This is a genomic window from Streptomyces sp. NPDC104202 (genome assembly GCF_055584185.1).
The window spans coordinates 144,876-162,473 of the sequence record NZ_JBVJMN010000002.1; the positions used below are offsets into that span (position 1 = coordinate 144,876).

General features: G+C 72.5%; 14 protein-coding genes. 7 read left to right on the forward strand and 7 right to left on the reverse strand.

What is annotated here, in order from left to right; genetic code table 11:
• Window positions 1–152 precede the first annotated feature (152 nt).
• From ACZ60W_RS01980 to ACZ60W_RS02005, 6 genes are all read left to right on the forward strand, one after another.
• Entirely contained in the window at window positions 153–917 is a 765-nt protein-coding gene (locus ACZ60W_RS01980; protein WP_469753380.1) for an IclR family transcriptional regulator, read from the forward strand.
• A gap of 280 nt (window positions 918–1,197) precedes the next feature.
• Window positions 1,198–1,956, forward strand: coding sequence for an MIP/aquaporin family protein (locus ACZ60W_RS01985; RefSeq protein WP_469753381.1), 759 nt, complete (start codon window positions 1,198–1,200; stop codon window positions 1,954–1,956).
• Window positions 1,957–1,991: 35 nt separating this feature from the next.
• Window positions 1,992–3,524 (forward strand): glycerol kinase GlpK, encoded by a 1,533-nt coding sequence (glpK, locus tag ACZ60W_RS01990; protein ID WP_469753382.1) that lies wholly within the window; start codon window positions 1,992–1,994, stop codon window positions 3,522–3,524.
• A 5-nt stretch (window positions 3,525–3,529) separates the two neighbouring features.
• Window positions 3,530–5,137, forward strand: coding sequence for a glycerol-3-phosphate dehydrogenase/oxidase (locus ACZ60W_RS01995; protein WP_469753383.1), 1,608 nt, complete (start codon window positions 3,530–3,532; stop codon window positions 5,135–5,137).
• A 112-nt stretch (window positions 5,138–5,249) separates the two neighbouring features.
• Window positions 5,250–6,311, forward strand: coding sequence for an LLM class flavin-dependent oxidoreductase (locus ACZ60W_RS02000; protein WP_469753384.1), 1,062 nt, complete (start codon window positions 5,250–5,252; stop codon window positions 6,309–6,311).
• Between the two features lie 142 nt (window positions 6,312–6,453).
• Window positions 6,454–7,599, forward strand: a complete 1,146-nt coding sequence (locus ACZ60W_RS02005; protein WP_469753385.1) for a PAC2 family protein — start codon at window positions 6,454–6,456, stop codon at window positions 7,597–7,599.
• A 90-nt stretch (window positions 7,600–7,689) separates the two neighbouring features.
• On the opposite strand, the gene ACZ60W_RS02010 is transcribed toward ACZ60W_RS02005, so the two are convergent.
• From ACZ60W_RS02010 to ACZ60W_RS02030, 5 genes are all read right to left on the reverse strand, one after another.
• Window positions 7,690–10,746 carry an NPCBM/NEW2 domain-containing protein gene (locus ACZ60W_RS02010; RefSeq protein ID WP_469753386.1) on the reverse strand — a complete coding sequence of 1,019 codons (3,057 nt, stop codon included), beginning with the start codon at window positions 10,744–10,746 and terminating at the stop codon, window positions 7,690–7,692.
• Window positions 10,747–10,860: 114 nt separating this feature from the next.
• Window positions 10,861–12,090, reverse strand: coding sequence for a cysteine--1-D-myo-inosityl 2-amino-2-deoxy-alpha-D-glucopyranoside ligase (gene mshC, locus ACZ60W_RS02015; protein WP_469753387.1), 1,230 nt, complete (start codon window positions 12,088–12,090; stop codon window positions 10,861–10,863).
• Between the two features lie 150 nt (window positions 12,091–12,240).
• Window positions 12,241–13,080: an SCO1664 family protein gene (locus ACZ60W_RS02020; RefSeq protein WP_469753490.1), complete on the reverse strand. Its 840-nt coding sequence runs from the start codon at window positions 13,078–13,080 to the stop codon at window positions 12,241–12,243.
• Window positions 13,044–13,634, reverse strand: coding sequence for a DUF3090 domain-containing protein (locus tag ACZ60W_RS02025; protein WP_469753388.1), 591 nt, complete (start codon window positions 13,632–13,634; stop codon window positions 13,044–13,046). The genes ACZ60W_RS02020 and ACZ60W_RS02025 overlap by 37 nt, the downstream gene beginning before the upstream one ends.
• A gap of 67 nt (window positions 13,635–13,701) precedes the next feature.
• Window positions 13,702–14,391 (reverse strand): histidine phosphatase family protein, encoded by a 690-nt coding sequence (locus tag ACZ60W_RS02030; protein ID WP_469753389.1) that lies wholly within the window; start codon window positions 14,389–14,391, stop codon window positions 13,702–13,704.
• Window positions 14,392–14,533: 142 nt separating this feature from the next.
• On the opposite strand from ACZ60W_RS02030, the gene ACZ60W_RS02035 reads away from it, so the two are divergent.
• On the forward strand, window positions 14,534–15,526 hold the full coding sequence (locus ACZ60W_RS02035) for a magnesium and cobalt transport protein CorA (protein WP_469753390.1): 993 nt from the start codon (window positions 14,534–14,536) through the stop codon (window positions 15,524–15,526).
• Between the two features lie 13 nt (window positions 15,527–15,539).
• On the opposite strand, the gene ACZ60W_RS02040 is transcribed toward ACZ60W_RS02035, so the two are convergent.
• Together ACZ60W_RS02040 and ACZ60W_RS02045 are read right to left on the reverse strand one after the other, a co-directional pair.
• The gene (locus tag ACZ60W_RS02040; RefSeq protein ID WP_469753391.1) at window positions 15,540–16,325 is read right to left on the reverse strand and encodes a ferritin-like domain-containing protein; all 786 of its coding nucleotides are present in this window, start codon (window positions 16,323–16,325) and stop codon (window positions 15,540–15,542) included.
• 225 nt (window positions 16,326–16,550) lie between these two features.
• The gene (locus ACZ60W_RS02045; protein ID WP_469753392.1) at window positions 16,551–17,597 is read right to left on the reverse strand and encodes an LLM class F420-dependent oxidoreductase; all 1,047 of its coding nucleotides are present in this window, start codon (window positions 17,595–17,597) and stop codon (window positions 16,551–16,553) included.
• Window position 17,598: the final 1 nt, after the last annotated feature.

Below are 17,598 nucleotides of genomic sequence, written 5' to 3' on the forward strand. Positions count from 1 at the left end.
CACGGCGTCCCACGGGGCGGACGGCATCCTGTGTGCGGGGACTCCCGGTACGACCCGCTCTTGCCCGACACTGTCAGGTGTAACGCAAGGTCGGCATCGACCGATAGTGTTCAGCATTGTCGAACAGTGTGAGAGGGATAAGGGGCCGGGCGATGGCGAAGAACATCCAGTCGCTTGAACGGGCGGCGGCCATGCTGCGACTGCTCGCAGGCGGCGAGCGCCGGCTCGGCCTGTCGGACATCGCGTCCTCGCTGGGACTCGCCAAGGGAACGGCCCACGGGATCCTGCGCACCCTCCAGGCGGAGGGGTTCGTCGAGCAGGAGCCGGCCTCGGGCCGCTACCAGCTGGGCGCGGAGCTGCTCCGGCTCGGCAACAGCTATCTGGACGTCCACGAGCTGCGGGCGCGCGCCCTGGTCTGGACGGACGACCTGGCCCGGTCCAGCGGCGAGAGCGTCCACCTGGGCGTCCTGCACCAGCGCGGCGTCCTGATCGTGCACCACGTCTTCCGGCCGGACGACAGCCGGCAGGTCCTGGAGGTGGGGGCGATGCAGCCGCTGCACTCCACCGCGCTGGGCAAGGTCCTCTCGGCGTACGACCCGGTGGCGCACAGCGAGGTCCTGGAGGTCGAGCGGGAGGCCTTCACCCCGCGGACGACCACGGAGCCAGCGCGGTTCGAGGAGCTGCTGGACCTGGTGCGGGCGCGCGGCTGGGCGGCGGACGCGGAGGAGACCTGGGAGGGCGTGGCCTCGGTGGCGGCGCCGATCCACGACCGCCGGCGGATGCCGGTGGGCGCGGTGGCCGTGACGGGGGCCGTGGAGCGGCTCTGTCCGGGCGGGGAGCTGCGCCCCGAGCTGGTGGCGGCGGTACGCGACTGCGCCCGCGCGGTGTCGCGGGACCTGGGGGCCGGCCGCTTCTGACACGCCCGGGAGGCGCGTACTCCCCCCGGCACCCGAACACGACTGAACCCGTCGGTAACGATCGCGTTATCGGCGGGTTTTTCGCGCCCCGGACCCTTGACGTGCTGTTAACCCGGGGGCAAAACTTCCGTTCATCGGTCGGCAATGCCGAACACCTAACGGCAATACGCGCTAGAGTGTGGCAGCGCCAAGGGCCGGTAACGCCCTCAACACGAGGGCGCGGACCACCGGAGGGACCCGGGGTTCGCCTTCCCCTGGACGAAGGACAAAGGAGTCGCGGGTGTCCAGCTCCGACATCTTCCTCGGCGAGACCATCGGTACCGCCGTTCTCATTCTGCTCGGCGGCGGCGTGTGCGCCGCCGTGACGCTCAAGGGCTCCAAGGCCCGCAACGCGGGCTGGCTCGCGATCACCTTCGGGTGGGGCTTCGCCGTGATGACGGCCGTCTACATGACCGCTTCCCTCTCCGGCGCCCATCTGAACCCCGCCGTCACCGTCGGCATCGCGATCAAGGACGGCGAGTGGGGCAACGTCCCCATCTACCTCGCCGGCCAGATGCTCGGCGCGATGATCGGCGCGGCGCTGGTCTGGGTGGCCTACTACGGCCAGTTCCAGGCGCACCTCGCCGACCCCGAGGCCTCGGGCGAGAAGCCGATCGAGGGCCCCGGCCCGGTGCTCGGCATCTTCTCCACCGGCCCCGAGATCCGTAACACCTGGCAGAACCTGGCCACCGAGATCATCGGCACGGTCGTGCTCGTCCTGGCCGTGCTCACCCAGGGCCTGAACGACAGCGGCAAGGGCCTCGGCGTCATAGGCGCCCTGATCACCGCCTTCGTCGTGGTCTCCATCGGCCTCTCGCTCGGCGGCCCGACCGGTTACGCGATCAACCCGGCCCGTGACCTCGGTCCGCGCATCGTGCACGCCCTGCTGCCGCTGAAGCACAAGGGCGGCTCCGACTGGGGCTACGCCTGGATCCCGGTCGTCGGACCGCTGATCGGTGGCGCCCTCGCCGCGGGTATCTACAACATCGCGTTCGCCTGAGCCGTCCTTCTTCCAGACCCCCCTTGGAGCACACCGTGACCGACGCACACACCTCCGGCCCCTTCATCGCGGCCATCGACCAGGGCACCACCTCCTCGCGCTGCATCGTCTTCGACAAGGACGGCCGGATCGTCTCCGTCGATCAGAAGGAGCACGAGCAGATCTTCCCGAAGCCGGGCTGGGTCGAGCACGACGCCGCCGAGATCTGGACCAACGTCCAGGAGGTCGTCGCCGGCGCCCTGACGAAGGGCGGCATCGCCGCGGCCGACGTCAAGGCCATCGGCATCACCAATCAGCGCGAGACCACGCTGCTCTGGGACAAGAACACCGGCGAGCCCGTCCACAACGCCCTCGTCTGGCAGGACACCCGCACCGACGCGCTCTGCAAGGAGCTCGGCCGCAACGTCGGCCAGGACCGCTTCCGCCGCGAGACCGGCCTCCCGCTCGCGAGCTACTTCGCCGGCCCGAAGATCCGCTGGATGCTGGACAACGTCGAGGGCCTGCGCGAGCGCGCCGAGGCCGGCGACATCCTCTTCGGCACGATGGACTCGTGGGTCATCTGGAACCTGACCGGCGGCGTCGACGGCGGCGTGCACGTCACCGACGTCACCAACGCCTCGCGCACCATGCTGATGAACCTGCACACGCTGGCCTGGGACGAGAAGATCGCGGAGTCGATGGGCGTCCCGCTCAACGTCCTCCCCGAGATCCGCTCCTCCGCCGAGGTGTACGGCCACGTCAAGGACGGCGTGCTCGCCGGCGTCCCGGTCGCCTCCGCGCTCGGCGACCAGCAGGCCGCCCTGTTCGGCCAGACCTGTTTCGCCGAGGGCGAGGCCAAGTCCACGTACGGCACCGGCACGTTCATGCTGATGAACACCGGCGACAAGATCATCAACTCCTACAGCGGCCTGCTGACCACGGTCGGCTACCAGATCGGCGACGAGAAGCCGGTCTACGCCCTGGAGGGCTCCATCGCCGTCACCGGTTCGCTGGTGCAGTGGATGCGCGACCAGATGGGCCTGATCAAGTCCGCCGCCGAGATCGAGACCCTCGCGTCCTCGGTCGAGGACAACGGCGGCGCCTACTTCGTGCCGGCCTTCTCCGGCCTGTTCGCCCCGTACTGGCGCTCCGACGCCCGCGGTGTGATCGCCGGCCTCACCCGGTACGTCACCAAGGCGCACATCGCCCGCGCCGTTCTCGAGGCCACCGCCTGGCAGACCCGCGAGATCACCGACGCCATGACGAAGGACTCCGGCGTCGAGCTGACCGCGCTCAAGGTCGACGGCGGCATGACCTCCAACAACCTGCTGATGCAGACCCTCTCGGACTTCCTGGACGCGCCCGTCGTGCGTCCGATGGTCGCCGAGACCACCTGCCTCGGCGCCGCCTACGCCGCCGGCCTCGCCGTCGGCTTCTGGCCGGACACCGCCGCGCTGCGCGCCAACTGGCGCCGCGCCGCGGAATGGACCCCTCGCATGGACGCCGGCAGGCGTGACAGCGAGTACAAGAGCTGGCTCAAGGCCGTGGAACGCTCCATGGGCTGGCTCGATGACGCATCCGAGGAGTAAGACACATGACGACCACCCTGCAGAGCGTCCCTGCCCTCGGGACGCACCCGGCGTCCGGCTCCCTCCCGAGCCGCGCCGAGACCCGGGACCAGCTTTCCAAGGCGACGTACGACCTCCTGGTGATCGGCGGCGGCATCCTGGGCATCTCCACCGCCTGGCACGCCGCGCAGTCGGGCCTGCGGGTGGCCCTGGTGGACGCCGGCGACTTCGCCGGCGCCACCTCCTCCGCCTCCTCGAAGCTGCTCCACGGCGGTCTGCGCTACCTGCAGACCGGCGCGGTGAAGCTGGTCGCGGAGAACCACTTCGAGCGGCGTGCGGTCTCCCGCCAGGTGGCACCGCACCTCGCCAACCCGCTCACCTTCTACCTGCCGGTCTACAAGGGCGGCCCGCACGGCGCGGCCAAGCTCGGCGCCGGCGTCTTCGCCTACAGCGCCCTGTCGGCCTTCGGTGACGGCGTCGGGCACCTGCTCTCCCCCGCCAAGGCCGCGCAGGACGTGCCGGAGCTGCGGACCGACAACCTGAAGGCCGTCGCCGTCTACGGCGACGACCAGATGAACGACGCCCGCATGGCGCTGATGACGGTCCGCGCGGCGGTCGACGCCGGCGCGACCGTCCTCAACCACGCCGAGGTCACCGGCCTGCGCTTCACCCGGGGCCGGGTCACCGGCGCCGAGCTGAAGGACCGCACCAGCGGTGACGAGTTCGGCGTCAGCGCCCGGCTCGTGCTCAACGCGACCGGACCGTGGGTCGACCACCTGCGCCGGATGGAGGACCCCAACGCGGCCCCCTCCATCCGTCTGTCCAAGGGCGCCCACCTGGTCCTCAAGCGGACCTCCCCGTGGAAGGCCGCGCTGGCCACCCCGATCGACAAGTACCGCATCACCTTCGCCCTCCCCTGGGAGGACATGCTGCTCCTCGGCACCACCGACGAGGAGTACGAGGGCGACCCGGGCCAGGTCGAGGTCACCGAGAAGGACACCGCCCAGATCCTGGACGAGGCCGCCTTCTCCATCCGCGACCAGCAGCTGTCGCGGGACCTCATCACCTACGCGTTCGCCGGTCTGCGGGTGCTCCCCGGCGGCCCCGGCGACACCTCCAAGGCCAAGCGCGAGACGGTCGTCACCGAGGGCCGCGGCGGCATGCTGTCGGTGGCCGGCGGCAAGTGGACGACCTTCCGCCACATCGGCCGCACGGTCATGAAGAAGCTGGAGCAGCTCCCCGGCCACCCGCTGGGCGAGGACTACGAACCGGTGTCCGCGCTCCCGAAGCGGCTGCCGCTGCCCGGCATAGCCAACCCGAACGCGGTCGCCCACCGGCTGCTCGTCGACGGTCCGGCGCCCGGCCCGCGCATGGCGGCCGACACCGCCAAGCACCTGGCGACGCACTACGGTTCGCTCTCCTTCGACATCGCCCGCATGGCGAACGAGAACCCGGACCTGGCCCGCCGCATCCACCCGGACGCGCCGGAGATCTGGGCGCAGGTCGCCTACGCCCGCGACCACGAGTGGGCCGAGACGGCGGACGACGTGCTGCGCCGCCGCACGACGCTGACCATCCGCGGTCTCGCGACGGACGAGATCCGCGCCGACGTCGAGTCCATGCTGCGGAAGTAGCCGCACGGCGACTCCGCGGCGGGGGGGGGCGGTTCCTCCTCGGGAGGGCCGCCCCCGCGGCGTGCCACGCGCCGTCCACACGGCCGCAACACTCGGCGCGCAGAGTGGACGCATGAAGTTTCAGGTGCTGTCGATCGTCCACCACTCCCCGCACCCGCTGACCGGAGAGATCCTCACCGCCGCCGACCGGCTGGAGCAGGTCGTCGCGCTCGGCGAGACCGCCGAGCGCCTCGGCTTCGACGCGTACGCGGTGGGAGAGCGGCACGCGGGCCCGTTCCTCTCCTCGGCGCCGACCGTGCTGCTGGCCGCGCTCGCCGCCCGGACCCGCCGGATCAGGCTGCTGACCGGCGTCACCGTGGTCGCGATCCTGGACCCCGTCCGGGTCGCCGAGGACTACGCCACCCTCGACCAGCTCTCCCGCGGCCGGCTCGAACTCGTCGTCGGCAAGGGCGCGGAGGCCGGGCACTTCGACCTCTTCGGACTCGACGAGGAACGGCAGTGGGACCTCCAGAAGGAGAAGTACGAGCTGCTGCGCCGGCTGTGGACGGAGGAGGGGGTCGACTGGGAGGGCGAGTTCCGCCCGCCGTTGAAGAACGTCACCACCGTGCCGCGTCCGTACGCCGGACCGCCCCGGATCTGGCACGGCTCGGCCACCAGCCTGAACTCTCCCGAGCTCGCGGCGAAGCACGGCGACCCGCTCTTCACCGCCAACGCGATCCAGCCGAGGGAGGCGTACGCGAGGCTGATCGCGCACTACCGCGAGAAGTTCGCGGAGTACGGCCATGACCCGGCCCACGCGCGCGTGGCGGCCGGTTCCGGCGGCCTGCTCATCGCCGACACCGCCGAGCGGGCGGTCGCCCGCTACAAGGACCTGTACGAGGCGAAGGTGCGGCAGAGCTTCCGGCCACACCTGGAGGGGAAGGCCGGGTACAACACCCCGTTCCGCACGATCGAGGACGCGATCGCGGACGGCCCCCAACTGATCGGCTCGCCCCAGCAGATCATCGACAAGATCCTCGGCTACCACGCGCACTACGGGCACGACCTGCAGTCGGTGACGGTCGACACGTTCGGCCAGTCGACGGCCGAGCAGGCAGAGACGCTCCAGCGCTTCGCGGAGGAGATCGCACCCGTGGTGCGGAGGGAGGCGCCGAGCACGCTCTGGGAGGAGTGAGGCCGCCGTGTGCGGAGGGGAGTTCCTGGGTAGTCGATCAAGGCCGCACGGGTTTTCGGGGATGCCCGGGGGCTGCGGGCGGACCGCCGGAAAGCCGTAAGGTTGGTCCGTACGACAGGAACTTCGAATAAGGAGGCGCTGGGTGATCGAGCTCGAGGGGGTACCCGAGCTGATCGACCCGGTCATGGTGGCCGCGTTCGAGGGCTGGAACGACGCCGGCGACGCCGCCTCCACCGCGGTCGCCCACCTGGACCGGGAATGGAAGGGCGAGGTGTTCGCGGCGCTGGACGCCGAGGACTACTACGACTTCCAGGTCAACCGGCCCACGGTCTTCCTGGACAACGGCGTCAGGAAGATCACCTGGCCCACGACCAGGCTCTCCGTGGTGCGGGTCGGCGGCGACAAGCCGCGCGACCTGGTGCTCGTCCGGGGCATCGAACCCTCGATGCGCTGGCGCTCCTTCTGCAACGAGCTGCTCGCCTTCGCCCACGAACTGGGCGTGGAGATGGTGGTGATCCTGGGCGCGCTGCTCGGTGACACCCCGCACACCCGTCCCGTCCCGGTCAGCGGGGTCACGTCCGACCCGGACCTGGCGCGGACGATGGACCTGGAGGAGACGCGCTACGAGGGCCCGACCGGCATCGTGGGCATCCTCCAGGAGGCGTGCACGCACGCGGGGGTCCCGGCGGTGAGCCTGTGGGCCGCGGTCCCGCACTACGTGTCGCAGCCGCCGAACCCGAAGGCGACGCTGGCGCTCCTCAACCGCCTGGAGGACCTGATCGGTCTGCGCATCCCGCTGGGCGAGCTGCCCGAGGACGCGCGGGCCTGGCAGGTGGGCGTGGACCAGCTGGCCGCCGAGGACAGCGAGGTCGCCGAGTACGTGCAGACGCTGGAGGAGGCCCGGGACACGGCGGAGCTGCCGGAGGCGTCGGGTGAGGCCATCGCCCGCGAGTTCGAGCGGTATCTGCGGCGGCGCGAGCCGGGCAGCGGCCCCGGGCCCGGCATGGCGACGGACGGCGGCGACTCCCCGTTCCTGCGCGACGCCGGCAGCGGCCGGACCCGGCCGCCGAAGCCGGAGCAACCCGGTCCGGAGGCCGTACCGGGCGCGGAAGCGGCACCGGAGGCGGGCGCGAAGCCGAGCGGGGACGCGGGCGCGGAGCCGGGCCCCGCGGTGGATCCGGCAGCCGACGCGGCCGGCGGACCGGACGCGGAGCCGGGGCCCGACGCGGAGCCGGACGCCGCGCCCCGCCCGCCTGCCGAGGGCCGCAACGGCGAGGACACGGAGTGACCGGTACGGGAGGGGTGGCGCGGCCACCCCTCCCGTCCGGCTTTCCGGCCCCGCCCGCGCCCGGCGGGGTCGCCGGGCGCGGGGCGATGGTCAGCGGCAGCTCAGGCGGGCCGCGGCCCAGTCCCCGTGGTCACCGCTCTTGGACCCGTTGGTGTCCGTGATCCGCAGCCGGAGGTGCCGGGCCCCGGTCACGTCGACGTTCACCGGCAGGGTCGCGGAGGCGCCGGTGAGCCGGGGCGAGGTCCACAGGACCTTGCCGTCGGCCTCGACGGAGAAGGCCACCTCCCCGTAGCCGTCGATCTCGTCGTCGATGCCGACGTCGGCGGTGAGGGCCGTGCAGCGGCCGCCGAGGTAGACCTCGATGTCGGAGTCGGCGTGGGCGCCGATGCCCTTCGCGTAGGTCGTGCCCGCGAGGGTGAGGGTCCGGCCGTCGGCGGCGCCGGACTCGCCGTTGGAGCGGTCGCGCTCCGCCGGACCCCAGCCGTTGGTGGAGCGCAGCCAGACGAGATCGCTCGCCCACGCGTCGCCGGTGGGCGGCGGGGGCATCACGCCGACCGCGAGCCGCTGGGTGGCGGTGCGGTCGACGCCGGCCGCGCGGTGGCGGGCGGTCGCCGTGAGGGTGGCCTCGCCGGGCGTGGCGCCGGCCGCGGGGGTGACCGTGACCTCGACCCGGCGGGTGGTGCCGGCCGGGACACGGGCGATCGGGGCCGCCGGGGCGACCTGCCAGCCGGCCGGGACGTCCAGGGAGACCCGTACGTCGGTGGCGTCCCTGCTGCCCGCCGTGACGTCGACGGCGACGGTGCCGGGGGCGCCGGCGCCGAGCTCCTGGCCCGTGGGGGCGGCGAGGACGGCGGGAGCGCCCCGGACGGCGCCGCCGACCGCGCTGGTCTCGGTCAGGCGCAGCTCGAAGCCGCGGGCGGTGGACAGGGCCGCGGTCTTGACCCGGACCACTCCCCCGCGCTCGTCGCGGTCGTACCACCAGCCCTCGGCGGCGGCGTCGAACGCGGTCCGGGAGGTGAGGCCGGGCAGGCTTCGTCCGTCGAGCCGGACGCTGCCGGGGGCGTCGCCGGTGTGGACGGTGAAGGCGTACGGCCGGGCCGCCGGCTTGCCGGTGTACGTGCCGGTGCTGGGTCCGACGCGGACCGAGACGTCGCCGGGACCGGCGTTCGGGGCGCGGACCTCGGCGCGCTGGGTGGCGTACCGGCCGGTGCGGTGCTCGCGGGTGACGCCGTCGTCCTCGTACAGCTCGAAGGACGAGGTGCCCTGGGGGTAGACGTCCCAGGCGAGCGGGTCGCCGGGGGCGCGGTCGGTGGAGGAGCGGATGTCTCCGGGCCACATCGGGACGGCCGCCCCGGCCCGGACGAACAGGGGCAGGGTGTCGAGCGGGGCGCTGTAGTCGTCGAGGGTCACCGGGCCCTGGTGGACGCGGCCGCTCCAGTAGTCGATCCAGGTGCCCGCGGGCAGGTAGATGCCGTCGCGTTCGACGGCGTCCTGGTAGACGGGGGCGACCAGGAAGTCCTCGCCGCTGAGGAACTCGTACTTCGCGGCGTCGCCCGCGGCCTTCGGGTCGTCCGGGTACTCCAGGGCGAGCGGCCGGGCGAGGCCGACGCCGGTCTTCGTGGCGCGGTGGGCGTGGCTGTAGATGTACGGGAGCAGGGCCTCGTGGAGCTTGAGGGAGGCGCGGTTGATCGTGGTGTAGGGCTCGCCGTAGCGGAACGGCTGCTTGTCGTTCGCCGCCCAGCCGTCCATCGTCATGGTGACGGGCAGGAAGGTCTTCCACTGGAGGTCGCGGGTGTAGGTCTTGGCGCTGCCGCCGAAGATGCCGTCGACGTCACCGGTGGTGTAGGCGAGGCCGGACATGGACGCGCCCGCGTAGGTGGGGATCTGCCAGCGGATGTACTCCCAGCTGCCGGACTGGTCGCCGGACCACTGGACGCCGCAGCGCTGGGCGCCGGACCAGCTCTCGGGGGCCCAGGTGAAGCCGCGGGCGTCGCTGTTGGCCTCGATGCCGGCGTGGGCGTCCTTGCAGCCGTCGAGGGCGAACTTGTAGCCCTCGCCGACCCAGGCGACGTCGAGCTTGGCGACCCGCTGGCCGGCCTTGACCTGCTCGCCGAGCCGGTCGATGCCGTCCTCGGTCCACAGGCCGAGCTTCATGCCCCGGTCGCCGAGTCCCGCGGCGGCCTCGGCGAGGTTCTCGTAGCCGCAGCCGTAGCCGTCGTTGACGAGCATCCAGCCGTTGGGCATGTCGTTCTCGACGTAGCCGTCGGCGACCTTCAGCGCGTCGAGGGTGCGGCGCTCGCCGCGGTTGGCGTTGTGGAGGTAGCAGTCGGCGTCGCCGATCTCCAGGCCGTACACGGGCGGCAGGAAGGGCTTGCCGGTGAGCCGGGTGTACTGGCCGATGACGTCCTTGGCGGCGTCGCGGCCGGTGCCGGTGAAGTAGTAGGCGTCGAAGCGCTGTTCCCGGGCGGCGGTGGTGACGGGCTCGGTGAAGGCGTAGGTGTTGGGGGCGTAGGTGTTGCGGTAGACGCCGTACCCGGCGGACGAGAGGTAGAACGGGACGGAGTTGGGGTGGCCGCCGTCGTTCCAGTTGTAGTCGACGCCGACCTCGACGGTCTTGTCGCGGTGGGAGGTGTTGCCGCGGCCGTTCTGCATGCCGGCGCCGTAGAACTGCTCCGTGGCGCCGCGGGCGAGGGTCTGGACGGTGCGGTCCTGGTTCCAGGTCAGGCCCCGGGTCTCGGACCAGAGCGGGGTGCCGTCGGCGCGGACGGCCGCGAAGCGGAGCGGCGCCTTGTAGGCGCGCAGGGTCACCTCGGCGGTGGCGAGTTCGTAGCGGTCGCCGAGGTCGCGCCAGCGGGTGGCCGGCGGCGGGCCCTGCGGCAGCGTGATGTCGGTGCCGGTGGGGTCGGTGAACTTCCCGTCGGGGGCGAGTTCGATGCGGAAGGTGTCGGCGGTGACGAAGGAGACCCGGGCCTCGGCCCGGCCGGCGGTCAGCCGGTAGACGGAGCCGTCGGCGGCGAAGCCGGTGACCGCGCCGACGGTGGTGTCGGACGGTTCGGCCGTGGCGGTGGCACCGGGTCCCGCGAGGGTGGCGACGAACCCGAGGAGTGCTCCGACGACTGCAGCTCTCATGCGCATTGATGATTGCATGGTGCCTCTTTAGCGCAGATTCGAGCATCGCGACAGGACAAAAAGGAACCGCCCCCGGACTTCTTGAGAAGTCCAAGGGCGGTTGCGCAGAAGGGAGTTGTGCGGGAGGGACGCTTACAGGGCGACACCGAGCAGGGCGTCGACCGCGCGCGAGACGAGGCCGGGAGCGGAGTCGTCGTCGCCGCCCTCGGCCGTCTGCAGCGCGGCCCAGCGGTCCACCGCGGCCAGCGCGGCGGGGGTGTCGAGGTCGTCGGACAGCGCCTCGCGGAGCTCCTCGACGAGCGCGTCGGCGGGCGTGCCGTCGGGGCGGGACACCGCGGCGCGCCAGCGGTCGAGGCGCTCCACGGCGTCCTGGAGGACCTGGTCGGTCCACTCCCAGTCGGCGCGGTAGTGGTGGGACAGGAGCGCCAGCCGGATGGCGGCCGGGTCGACGCCGTCGCGGCGGAGCGCGGAGACGAAGACCAGGTTGCCCTTGGACTTCGACATCTTCTCGCCGTCCAGCCCGACCATGCCGGCGTGGACGTACGCCTTGGCCATCGGGAACTCGCCGGTGAGCGTCTGGGCGTGGGAGGCGCCCATCTCGTGGTGCGGGAAGATCAGGTCCGAGCCGCCGCCCTGCACGTCGAAGCCCATGCCCAGGTGGTCGAGGGCGATGGCGACGCACTCGATGTGCCAGCCGGGACGGCCGGGGCCGAGGCTCGCGCCGTCCCAGCTCGGCTCGCCCTCGCGGGCGGTCATCCAGAGCATCGGGTCGAGCGGGTTCTTCTTGCCGGGGCGCTCCGGGTCCCCGCCGCGCTCGGCGGAGAGGTGGCGCATCAGCTCGGTGGTGTAGTTCGAGACCTGCCCGAAGTGCGGGTCGGCGTCGACGGAGAAGTAGACGTCGCCGTCGAGCTCGTAGGCGGCGCCGGAGTCCCGAAGGCGCTCGACGAGCGGGACGATGCCCGGTATGGCCTCGACCGCGCCGATGTAGTGCTGCGGCGGCAGCATCCGCAGGGCGGTCATGTCCTCGCGGAACAGGGCGGTCTCGCGCTCGGCCAGGCCGACCCAGTCGACGCCGTCGCGGATCGCGCGCTCCAGGAGCGGGTCGTCCACGTCCGTCACGTTCTGGACGTAGTGCACCTGCCGCTTGGTGTCGAGCCACACGCGCTGAACGAGGTCGAACGCGTTGTAGGTCGCCGCGTGACCCATGTGGGTCGCGTCGTACGGCGTGATGCCGCAGACGTAGATACGGGCGACGGGGCCGGGGACGAGGGTGACTCGTCCGCCGGTCGCGGTGTCGTGGATCCGGAGGTCGCGGCCCTTGCCGGGAAGGGCGGGGACCTCAGAAGCGGGCCAGGCATGCATGACCCGAGCGTAACCGGACAGGTGTTCCGGATACGAACCGGATCCGGGATCTTGACCGATTAGGCGGTCTTGCGGGTCGGAGGCGTGCGTGCATACCCCCCAGGGGTGCCGGGTGCCACCAGGGCCTGGCCGAAACCTTTCGGCCCGTGCTCAGACCGGCGGCCAGGGGATCGCCGGCCACTGTCCCGACGGTTCCGGATGGCGCCCCGTGCTACGCAGGGCCTCCACGCGGGCGCGCACGGCCTCGATCTCGGCGGCGGTGAGCAGTTCCGCCAGACGGGCGGCGAGGGGCCCTCCAGGGGCCAGGGAGCGGCCGAGGGCGTCGAGGACGCCGGCCGCCTCGGCGGGCAGCTCCTCGCCCGCCCAGCCCCACAGCAGCGTCCGCAGCTTGTCCTCGACGTGGAAGGACACCCCGTGGTCGATCCCGTACAGCCGGCCGCCCGGGGCCGGCAGCAGGTGCCCGCCCTTCCGGTCGCCGTTGTTGATCACCGCGTCCAGGACGGCGAGCCGCCGCAGTGCCGGGGTGTCCGCGTGCACCAGGAGCGCCGTGCGGTCCTCGGCCACCTGGGCCGGCCCGACGGCCTTCCAGCCCTCGCCGGCCTCGTCGTCCTCGGTCAGGGCCAGCAGCCGCGCCTCGGGGTCGGCCTCGATCCACAGCTGGACCATGCCCTCCCCGTACGGGCCGTCCCGCAGCACCGTCGGCGGGATCAGCCCCCAGCCGGTGGCCTCGGACAGCTCGTACGCGGCGACCTCGCGCTGGGCGAGGGTGCCGTCGGGGAAGTCCCACAGCGGCTGCTCGCCCGCGACGGGCTTGTACACGCAGGCCGCCTCACGGCCCTCGTACGCGACGGAGCAGTACAGCACGGCGTTGGACGCCTCGCGGACCCGGCCGCGCACGGTCAGCTCACCGCGGGCCAGCAGTTCGGCGTCCGGCGGCGTCGGGGGGCTGCTGGTCATGCTCCGCGGCGGTATCCGTTCTGGCGGGGGCAGACGTGGCCCTCGGGGTCGAGCGGCAGGCTGCACAGGGGGCACGGCGGCCGGCCCGCGTTGACGACGTCCAGGGCCCGCTTGGCGAAGGCCCGCGCCTGGGCCCCGCTGAGGCGCACCCGGAGCATCGGCGGACCGTTCTCCTCGTCCTGGAGCAGCCGCTCCTCGGCCTCGGCGAGGTCCTCCTCGGAGTCCACGTCGAGCTCGACGAGGGCCTGCGCCTCGACGATCATCCGCTGCTCCTCGCCGTCCCAGGCGAGCGCCATGGTGCCGACCCGGAACTCCTCCTCGACGGGGGCGTCGAGGGGGGCGGTGTCGGCGATCTCGGCGGGCGCGACGGCCGGGACCGGGGCGTTGCCCCCGGTGCGGCGCACGACCTCGTCGAGGAGTTCGTCGATCCGCTCGGCGAGCGCGGCGACCTGCGTCTTCTCCAGGGCCACGCTGGTGACCCGGCCTGCGGCCGACGCCTGGAGGAAGAACGTACGGCGGCCAGGCAGCCCGACCGTACCGGCCACGAAACGCTCCGGCGGGTCGTAGAGGAACACCTGACGGGACACGTTCCCGGCTCCCTTGGGTCTCGACAGTCGTACTACGGCGGCGCGTCCACCCTACTGCTCAAGAGGATCACGGTGCGCCCGCACCACCCCCGACCTCCGCCGACCCGGAGCCGTCGGGGTGGTCGCGGGGGGCGAGCGCGGCGAAGTCGCCCGTGTCGCCGAGGCGGACGAGGAAGGGCCGCAGGCGCGTGTAGCGGATGACGGTGACCGAGCACGGGTCGACGTGGATGCGCTGGAAGAGGTCGAGGTGGAGCCCCAGGGCGTCGGCGACGACCGACTTCACGATGTCCCCGTGGGAGCACATGAGGTACGTGGCGTCCTCCCCGTGCTCGGCCTCCACGCGGGCGTTCCAGTCGCGCACCGCCTCGACGGCACGGAACTGCATGGTGCGCATGGACTCGCCGCCGGGGAAGGCCGCGGCGGAGGCGTGGGCCTGGACGACGTCCATCAGGGGCTCGTCGTTCAGCTCGGCCAGCTTCCGGCCGGACCAGTCGCCGTAGTCGCACTCGTTGATGCGGTCCTCGACGTGGAGCGGCAGGTCCGGGCGGGCGTCCAGGAGGGGCCGCAGGGTCTCGCGGCACCGCTGGAGCGGGCTGGAGACGGCGGCGGCGAGCGGGACGCCCGCGAGGCGTCCTGGCAGGGCCGCGGCCTGCTCGGCCCCGCGCTCGTCGAGCGCGATGCCGGGCGTGCGCCCGGCGAGGACCCCGGAGGTGTTGGCGGTGGAGCGTCCGTGCCGGACGAGGATCAGCGTGGCCATGCGGGCCAGCCTAGGCCGTGCGGGCGAAGGACGGGGGCGGCCGGATCGCGGACCGCGCGCGGCGGTGGCGCGCCGCACGCGCGCGGGACGGGGACGCACCGGTTCGGCGCACGCGTGCGTGCCGGAGCGGATCGGGGGCAGAATGCGCCGCGTGATCGTGGACTCTGCCCTCTACCGCGACGGACGCCGTACCGACGGACCCGCCGACCTCTCCGATGCCCTGGAGGAGGCGAGGGCGAGCGGGGACGCCTTCCTCTGGGTGGGCCTGCACGAGCCGTCGGAGGCGGAGTTCGACCACGTCGCGTCCGAGTTCGCGCTGCACCCGCTCGCGGTCGAGGACGCGCTCAAGGCGCACCAGCGGCCCAAGCTGGAGGTCTACGACGACTCGCTGTTCATGGTGCTCAAGCCGATCGTGTACGAGCCGGAGAGCGACCGGGTGTCCTCCGGCGAGCTCATGATCTTCATGGGCGACTCGTTCGTGGTGACGGTCCGGCACGGCGAGGGGGCGCCGCTGATGGCGGTGCGCAAGCGCCTGGAGGCCGACCGCGAGGTCCTGCGGCACGGCCCGACGGCGGTGCTGTACGCGGTGAGCGACGCGATCGTCGACCACTACCTGGACGTGACGGGCGAGCTCCAGGTGGACCTGGAGGAGCTGGAGGCGGACGTCTTCGCCCCCACCGGCGGCAACCCGGCGAACACCGCCGAGCGGATCTACACGGCGAAGCGCCAGGTCCTGGAGTTTCGCCGGGCCAGCGGGCCGCTGGCCGGCCCGATGGCGCGGCTGACGGCCGGCGCGGTGCCCTTCGTGGAGGAGGCGGCCCAGCCCTTCTTCCGCGACGTCAACGACCACCTCCTGCGCTCCAACGAACAGGTGGAGGGGCTCGACCGGCTGCTCTCCGACGTGCTGTCGGCCCATCTCGCGCAGATGGGGGTGCGCCAGAACGACGACATGCGGAAGATCTCGGCGTGGGCCGCCATGGCCGCCGTCCCCACGATGGTCGCCGGCATCTACGGCATGAACTTCGAGCACATGCCGGAGCTGCGCTGGGAGTGGTCCTACCCGGTCGTGATCGTCGTGATGACGGGCATCGTCGCCACGCTGTACCGGCTCTTCAAGCGCCGCGGCTGGATGTGAGGCGGGGCCCGCCTCAGAAGGCGGGTGCGGGGACCGGCGGTCCGCCGAGCGCGTCGAGCCGGTCCGGCATCCTCAGGCCGACCATCCGGTGCCAGCCCGCGGCCCGGTCGTAGGCGTACACGCCGTGGATGCCCGCGGCGAGGACGGCGGCCTTGGGCCGGGGCCACTCCAGGATCCGCCCCATGTGCCGCATGACGGCGAGGCTGACGTCGCGGTAGACCTGGATCTCGGCGAGCGCCGACGCGCGCAGGGTCCGCTGGATGAGCCGGCCGTGGCCGGCGCGGGCGAGCCGGAGCAGCTCCTCGTGGCAGTAGGCGAGGTGGTTGTCCTCGTCGTTGCAGATCATCCGGATCGCCTTGCCGAGCTCGGGGTGGTCGCCGAAGTACCTGACCAGGAGCTGCATCTGCTCGGCCGCGCGCTCCTCGGTGACCCGGCTGTGCGCGAGGTAGACGACGACGTCCTCCTCGGTCAGCGGCTCGTCCCGGCGGAGCTTCTCGTGCGCGAGCCCGATGCCGCGCTCTTCGAGCAGCATCGTGTAGTCGGTGTCGGGCGGCACCGGGACGGGTTCGAGGCCGCGCTTCTTCATCAACGCGCGGAAGATCCGGCCGTGCTTGTCCTCGTCGGCGCCGTGCCGGGTGATCTTGGGAGTGAGATCCCGCATCCCGGGGGCCACGAGGGCCGCGATCCGGGCGTTCTCCCAGCCCCCCTGCGCCTCGCCGCTGGCGGCGATGGAACAGAAGAGCCGGAAGGACTCGTCGTTGTCGATGATTTCCTGGAACAGGCCCTTGGCCGTGAGCATCGCCGCCACCTCCGTGCGGACGCCCGCACTCCGGTACGTCCGGGAAGGCCGAGTCAAGTCCGGTCCCGCCCGGCGGGCAACAGCAGGGGCCGACGGCTCGGCCGAAAGAGTGAGGGCCGAGGGCGTAACCGGCTGCCCCGCACCTGCGTTGTGCAGCCTGACGGCCGTGGCGGGGAAGACCCCCGAGCCCCCACCACGGCCGCGGACCACCACTCCCGCCGGCGCCTACAGCCCGGCGCGCTCCATCGCCTCCACGCCCGCCCGCAGGGCCGCCACCCGCTCGTCGAGGGTGAAGCCGGCCGGGGCGAGGGTCAGGGTGGTGACGCCGGCCTCGGCGTACGCCGTCATCCGCTCGGCGATCCGCTCGACGGAGCCGAGCAGCGCCGTCTGGTCGATCAGGGAGTGCGGCACGGCGGCCGCGGCCCCCGCCTTGTCGCCGGCCAGGTACTTGTCCTGGATCTCGGCGGCCTCCTTCTCGTAGCCCATCCGCTGCGCGAGCTGGTTGTAGAAGTTCTGCTTGCGGCTGCCCATGCCGCCGACGTACAGGGCGGTGTAGGGGCGGAACACGTCGGCGAGGGCCTGGACGTCGTCGCCGAGTGCCAGGGGCAGGGTCGGACAGACGTCGAAGCCGTCCATGGTCAGGCCCGCCTTCTCGCGGCCCGCCCGCAGGTGGCGCAGGGCCGTCTCCTCCAGGTGGTCGGCGGAGGGGAAGATCAGCAGGGCGCCGTCGGCGATCTCGCCGGTCTGCTCCAGGTTCTTGGGGCCGATCGCGGCGATGTAGAGCGGGATGTGCTCGCGCTCCGGGTGGACCGTCAGCTTGATGGGCTTGCCGGGGCCGCCCGGGAGGGGCAGGGTCCAGTGCTCGCCCTCGTAGCTGAGGCGCTCGCGGGTCATGGCCTTGCGGACGATCTCGACGTACTCGCGGGTCCGGGCGAGCGGCTTGTCGAACTTCACGCCGTACCAGCCCTCGGAGACCTGCGGGCCGGAGACGCCGAGGCCGAGGCGGAAGCGGCCGCCGGTGAGCGAGTCGAGCGTGGCGGCGGTCATCGCCGTCATCGCGGGCTGCCGGGCCGGGATCTGCATGATCGCGGAGCCGACGTCGATCCGCTCGGTCTTCGCCGCGACCCAGGTGAGGACGGTCGGGGCGTCGGAGCCGTACGCCTCCGCGGCCCAGCAGACGTCGTAGCCGAGGCGGTCCGCCTCCTGGGCGACGGCGAGGTTGTCGCCGTCCATGCCGGCGCCCCAGTAGCCGAGGTTGATGCCGAGCCGCATT

Excerpts from the sequence above, each read along its gene's own strand:
- ACZ60W_RS02035 (WP_469753390.1), top strand. The coding sequence starts at position 14,534 with ATGCGCCGCGTGATCGTGGACTCTGCCCTCTACCGCGACGGACGCCGT.
- ACZ60W_RS01995 (WP_469753383.1), top strand. The coding sequence starts at position 3,530 with ATGACGACCACCCTGCAGAGCGTCCCTGCCCTCGGGACGCACCCGGCG.
- ACZ60W_RS02000 (WP_469753384.1), top strand. The coding sequence starts at position 5,250 with ATGAAGTTTCAGGTGCTGTCGATCGTCCACCACTCCCCGCACCCGCTG.
- ACZ60W_RS02030 (WP_469753389.1), bottom strand. The coding sequence starts at position 14,391 with ATGGCCACGCTGATCCTCGTCCGGCACGGACGCTCCACCGCCAACACC.
- ACZ60W_RS02045 (WP_469753392.1), bottom strand. The coding sequence starts at position 17,597 with ATGCGGCTCGGCATCAACCTCGGCTACTGGGGCGCCGGCATGGACGGC.
- mshC (WP_469753387.1), bottom strand. The coding sequence starts at position 12,090 with ATGCATGCCTGGCCCGCTTCTGAGGTCCCCGCCCTTCCCGGCAAGGGC.
- ACZ60W_RS02040 (WP_469753391.1), bottom strand. The coding sequence starts at position 16,325 with ATGCTCACGGCCAAGGGCCTGTTCCAGGAAATCATCGACAACGACGAG.
- ACZ60W_RS02010 (WP_469753386.1), bottom strand. The coding sequence starts at position 10,746 with ATGCAATCATCAATGCGCATGAGAGCTGCAGTCGTCGGAGCACTCCTC.
- ACZ60W_RS01980 (WP_469753380.1), top strand. The coding sequence starts at position 153 with ATGGCGAAGAACATCCAGTCGCTTGAACGGGCGGCGGCCATGCTGCGA.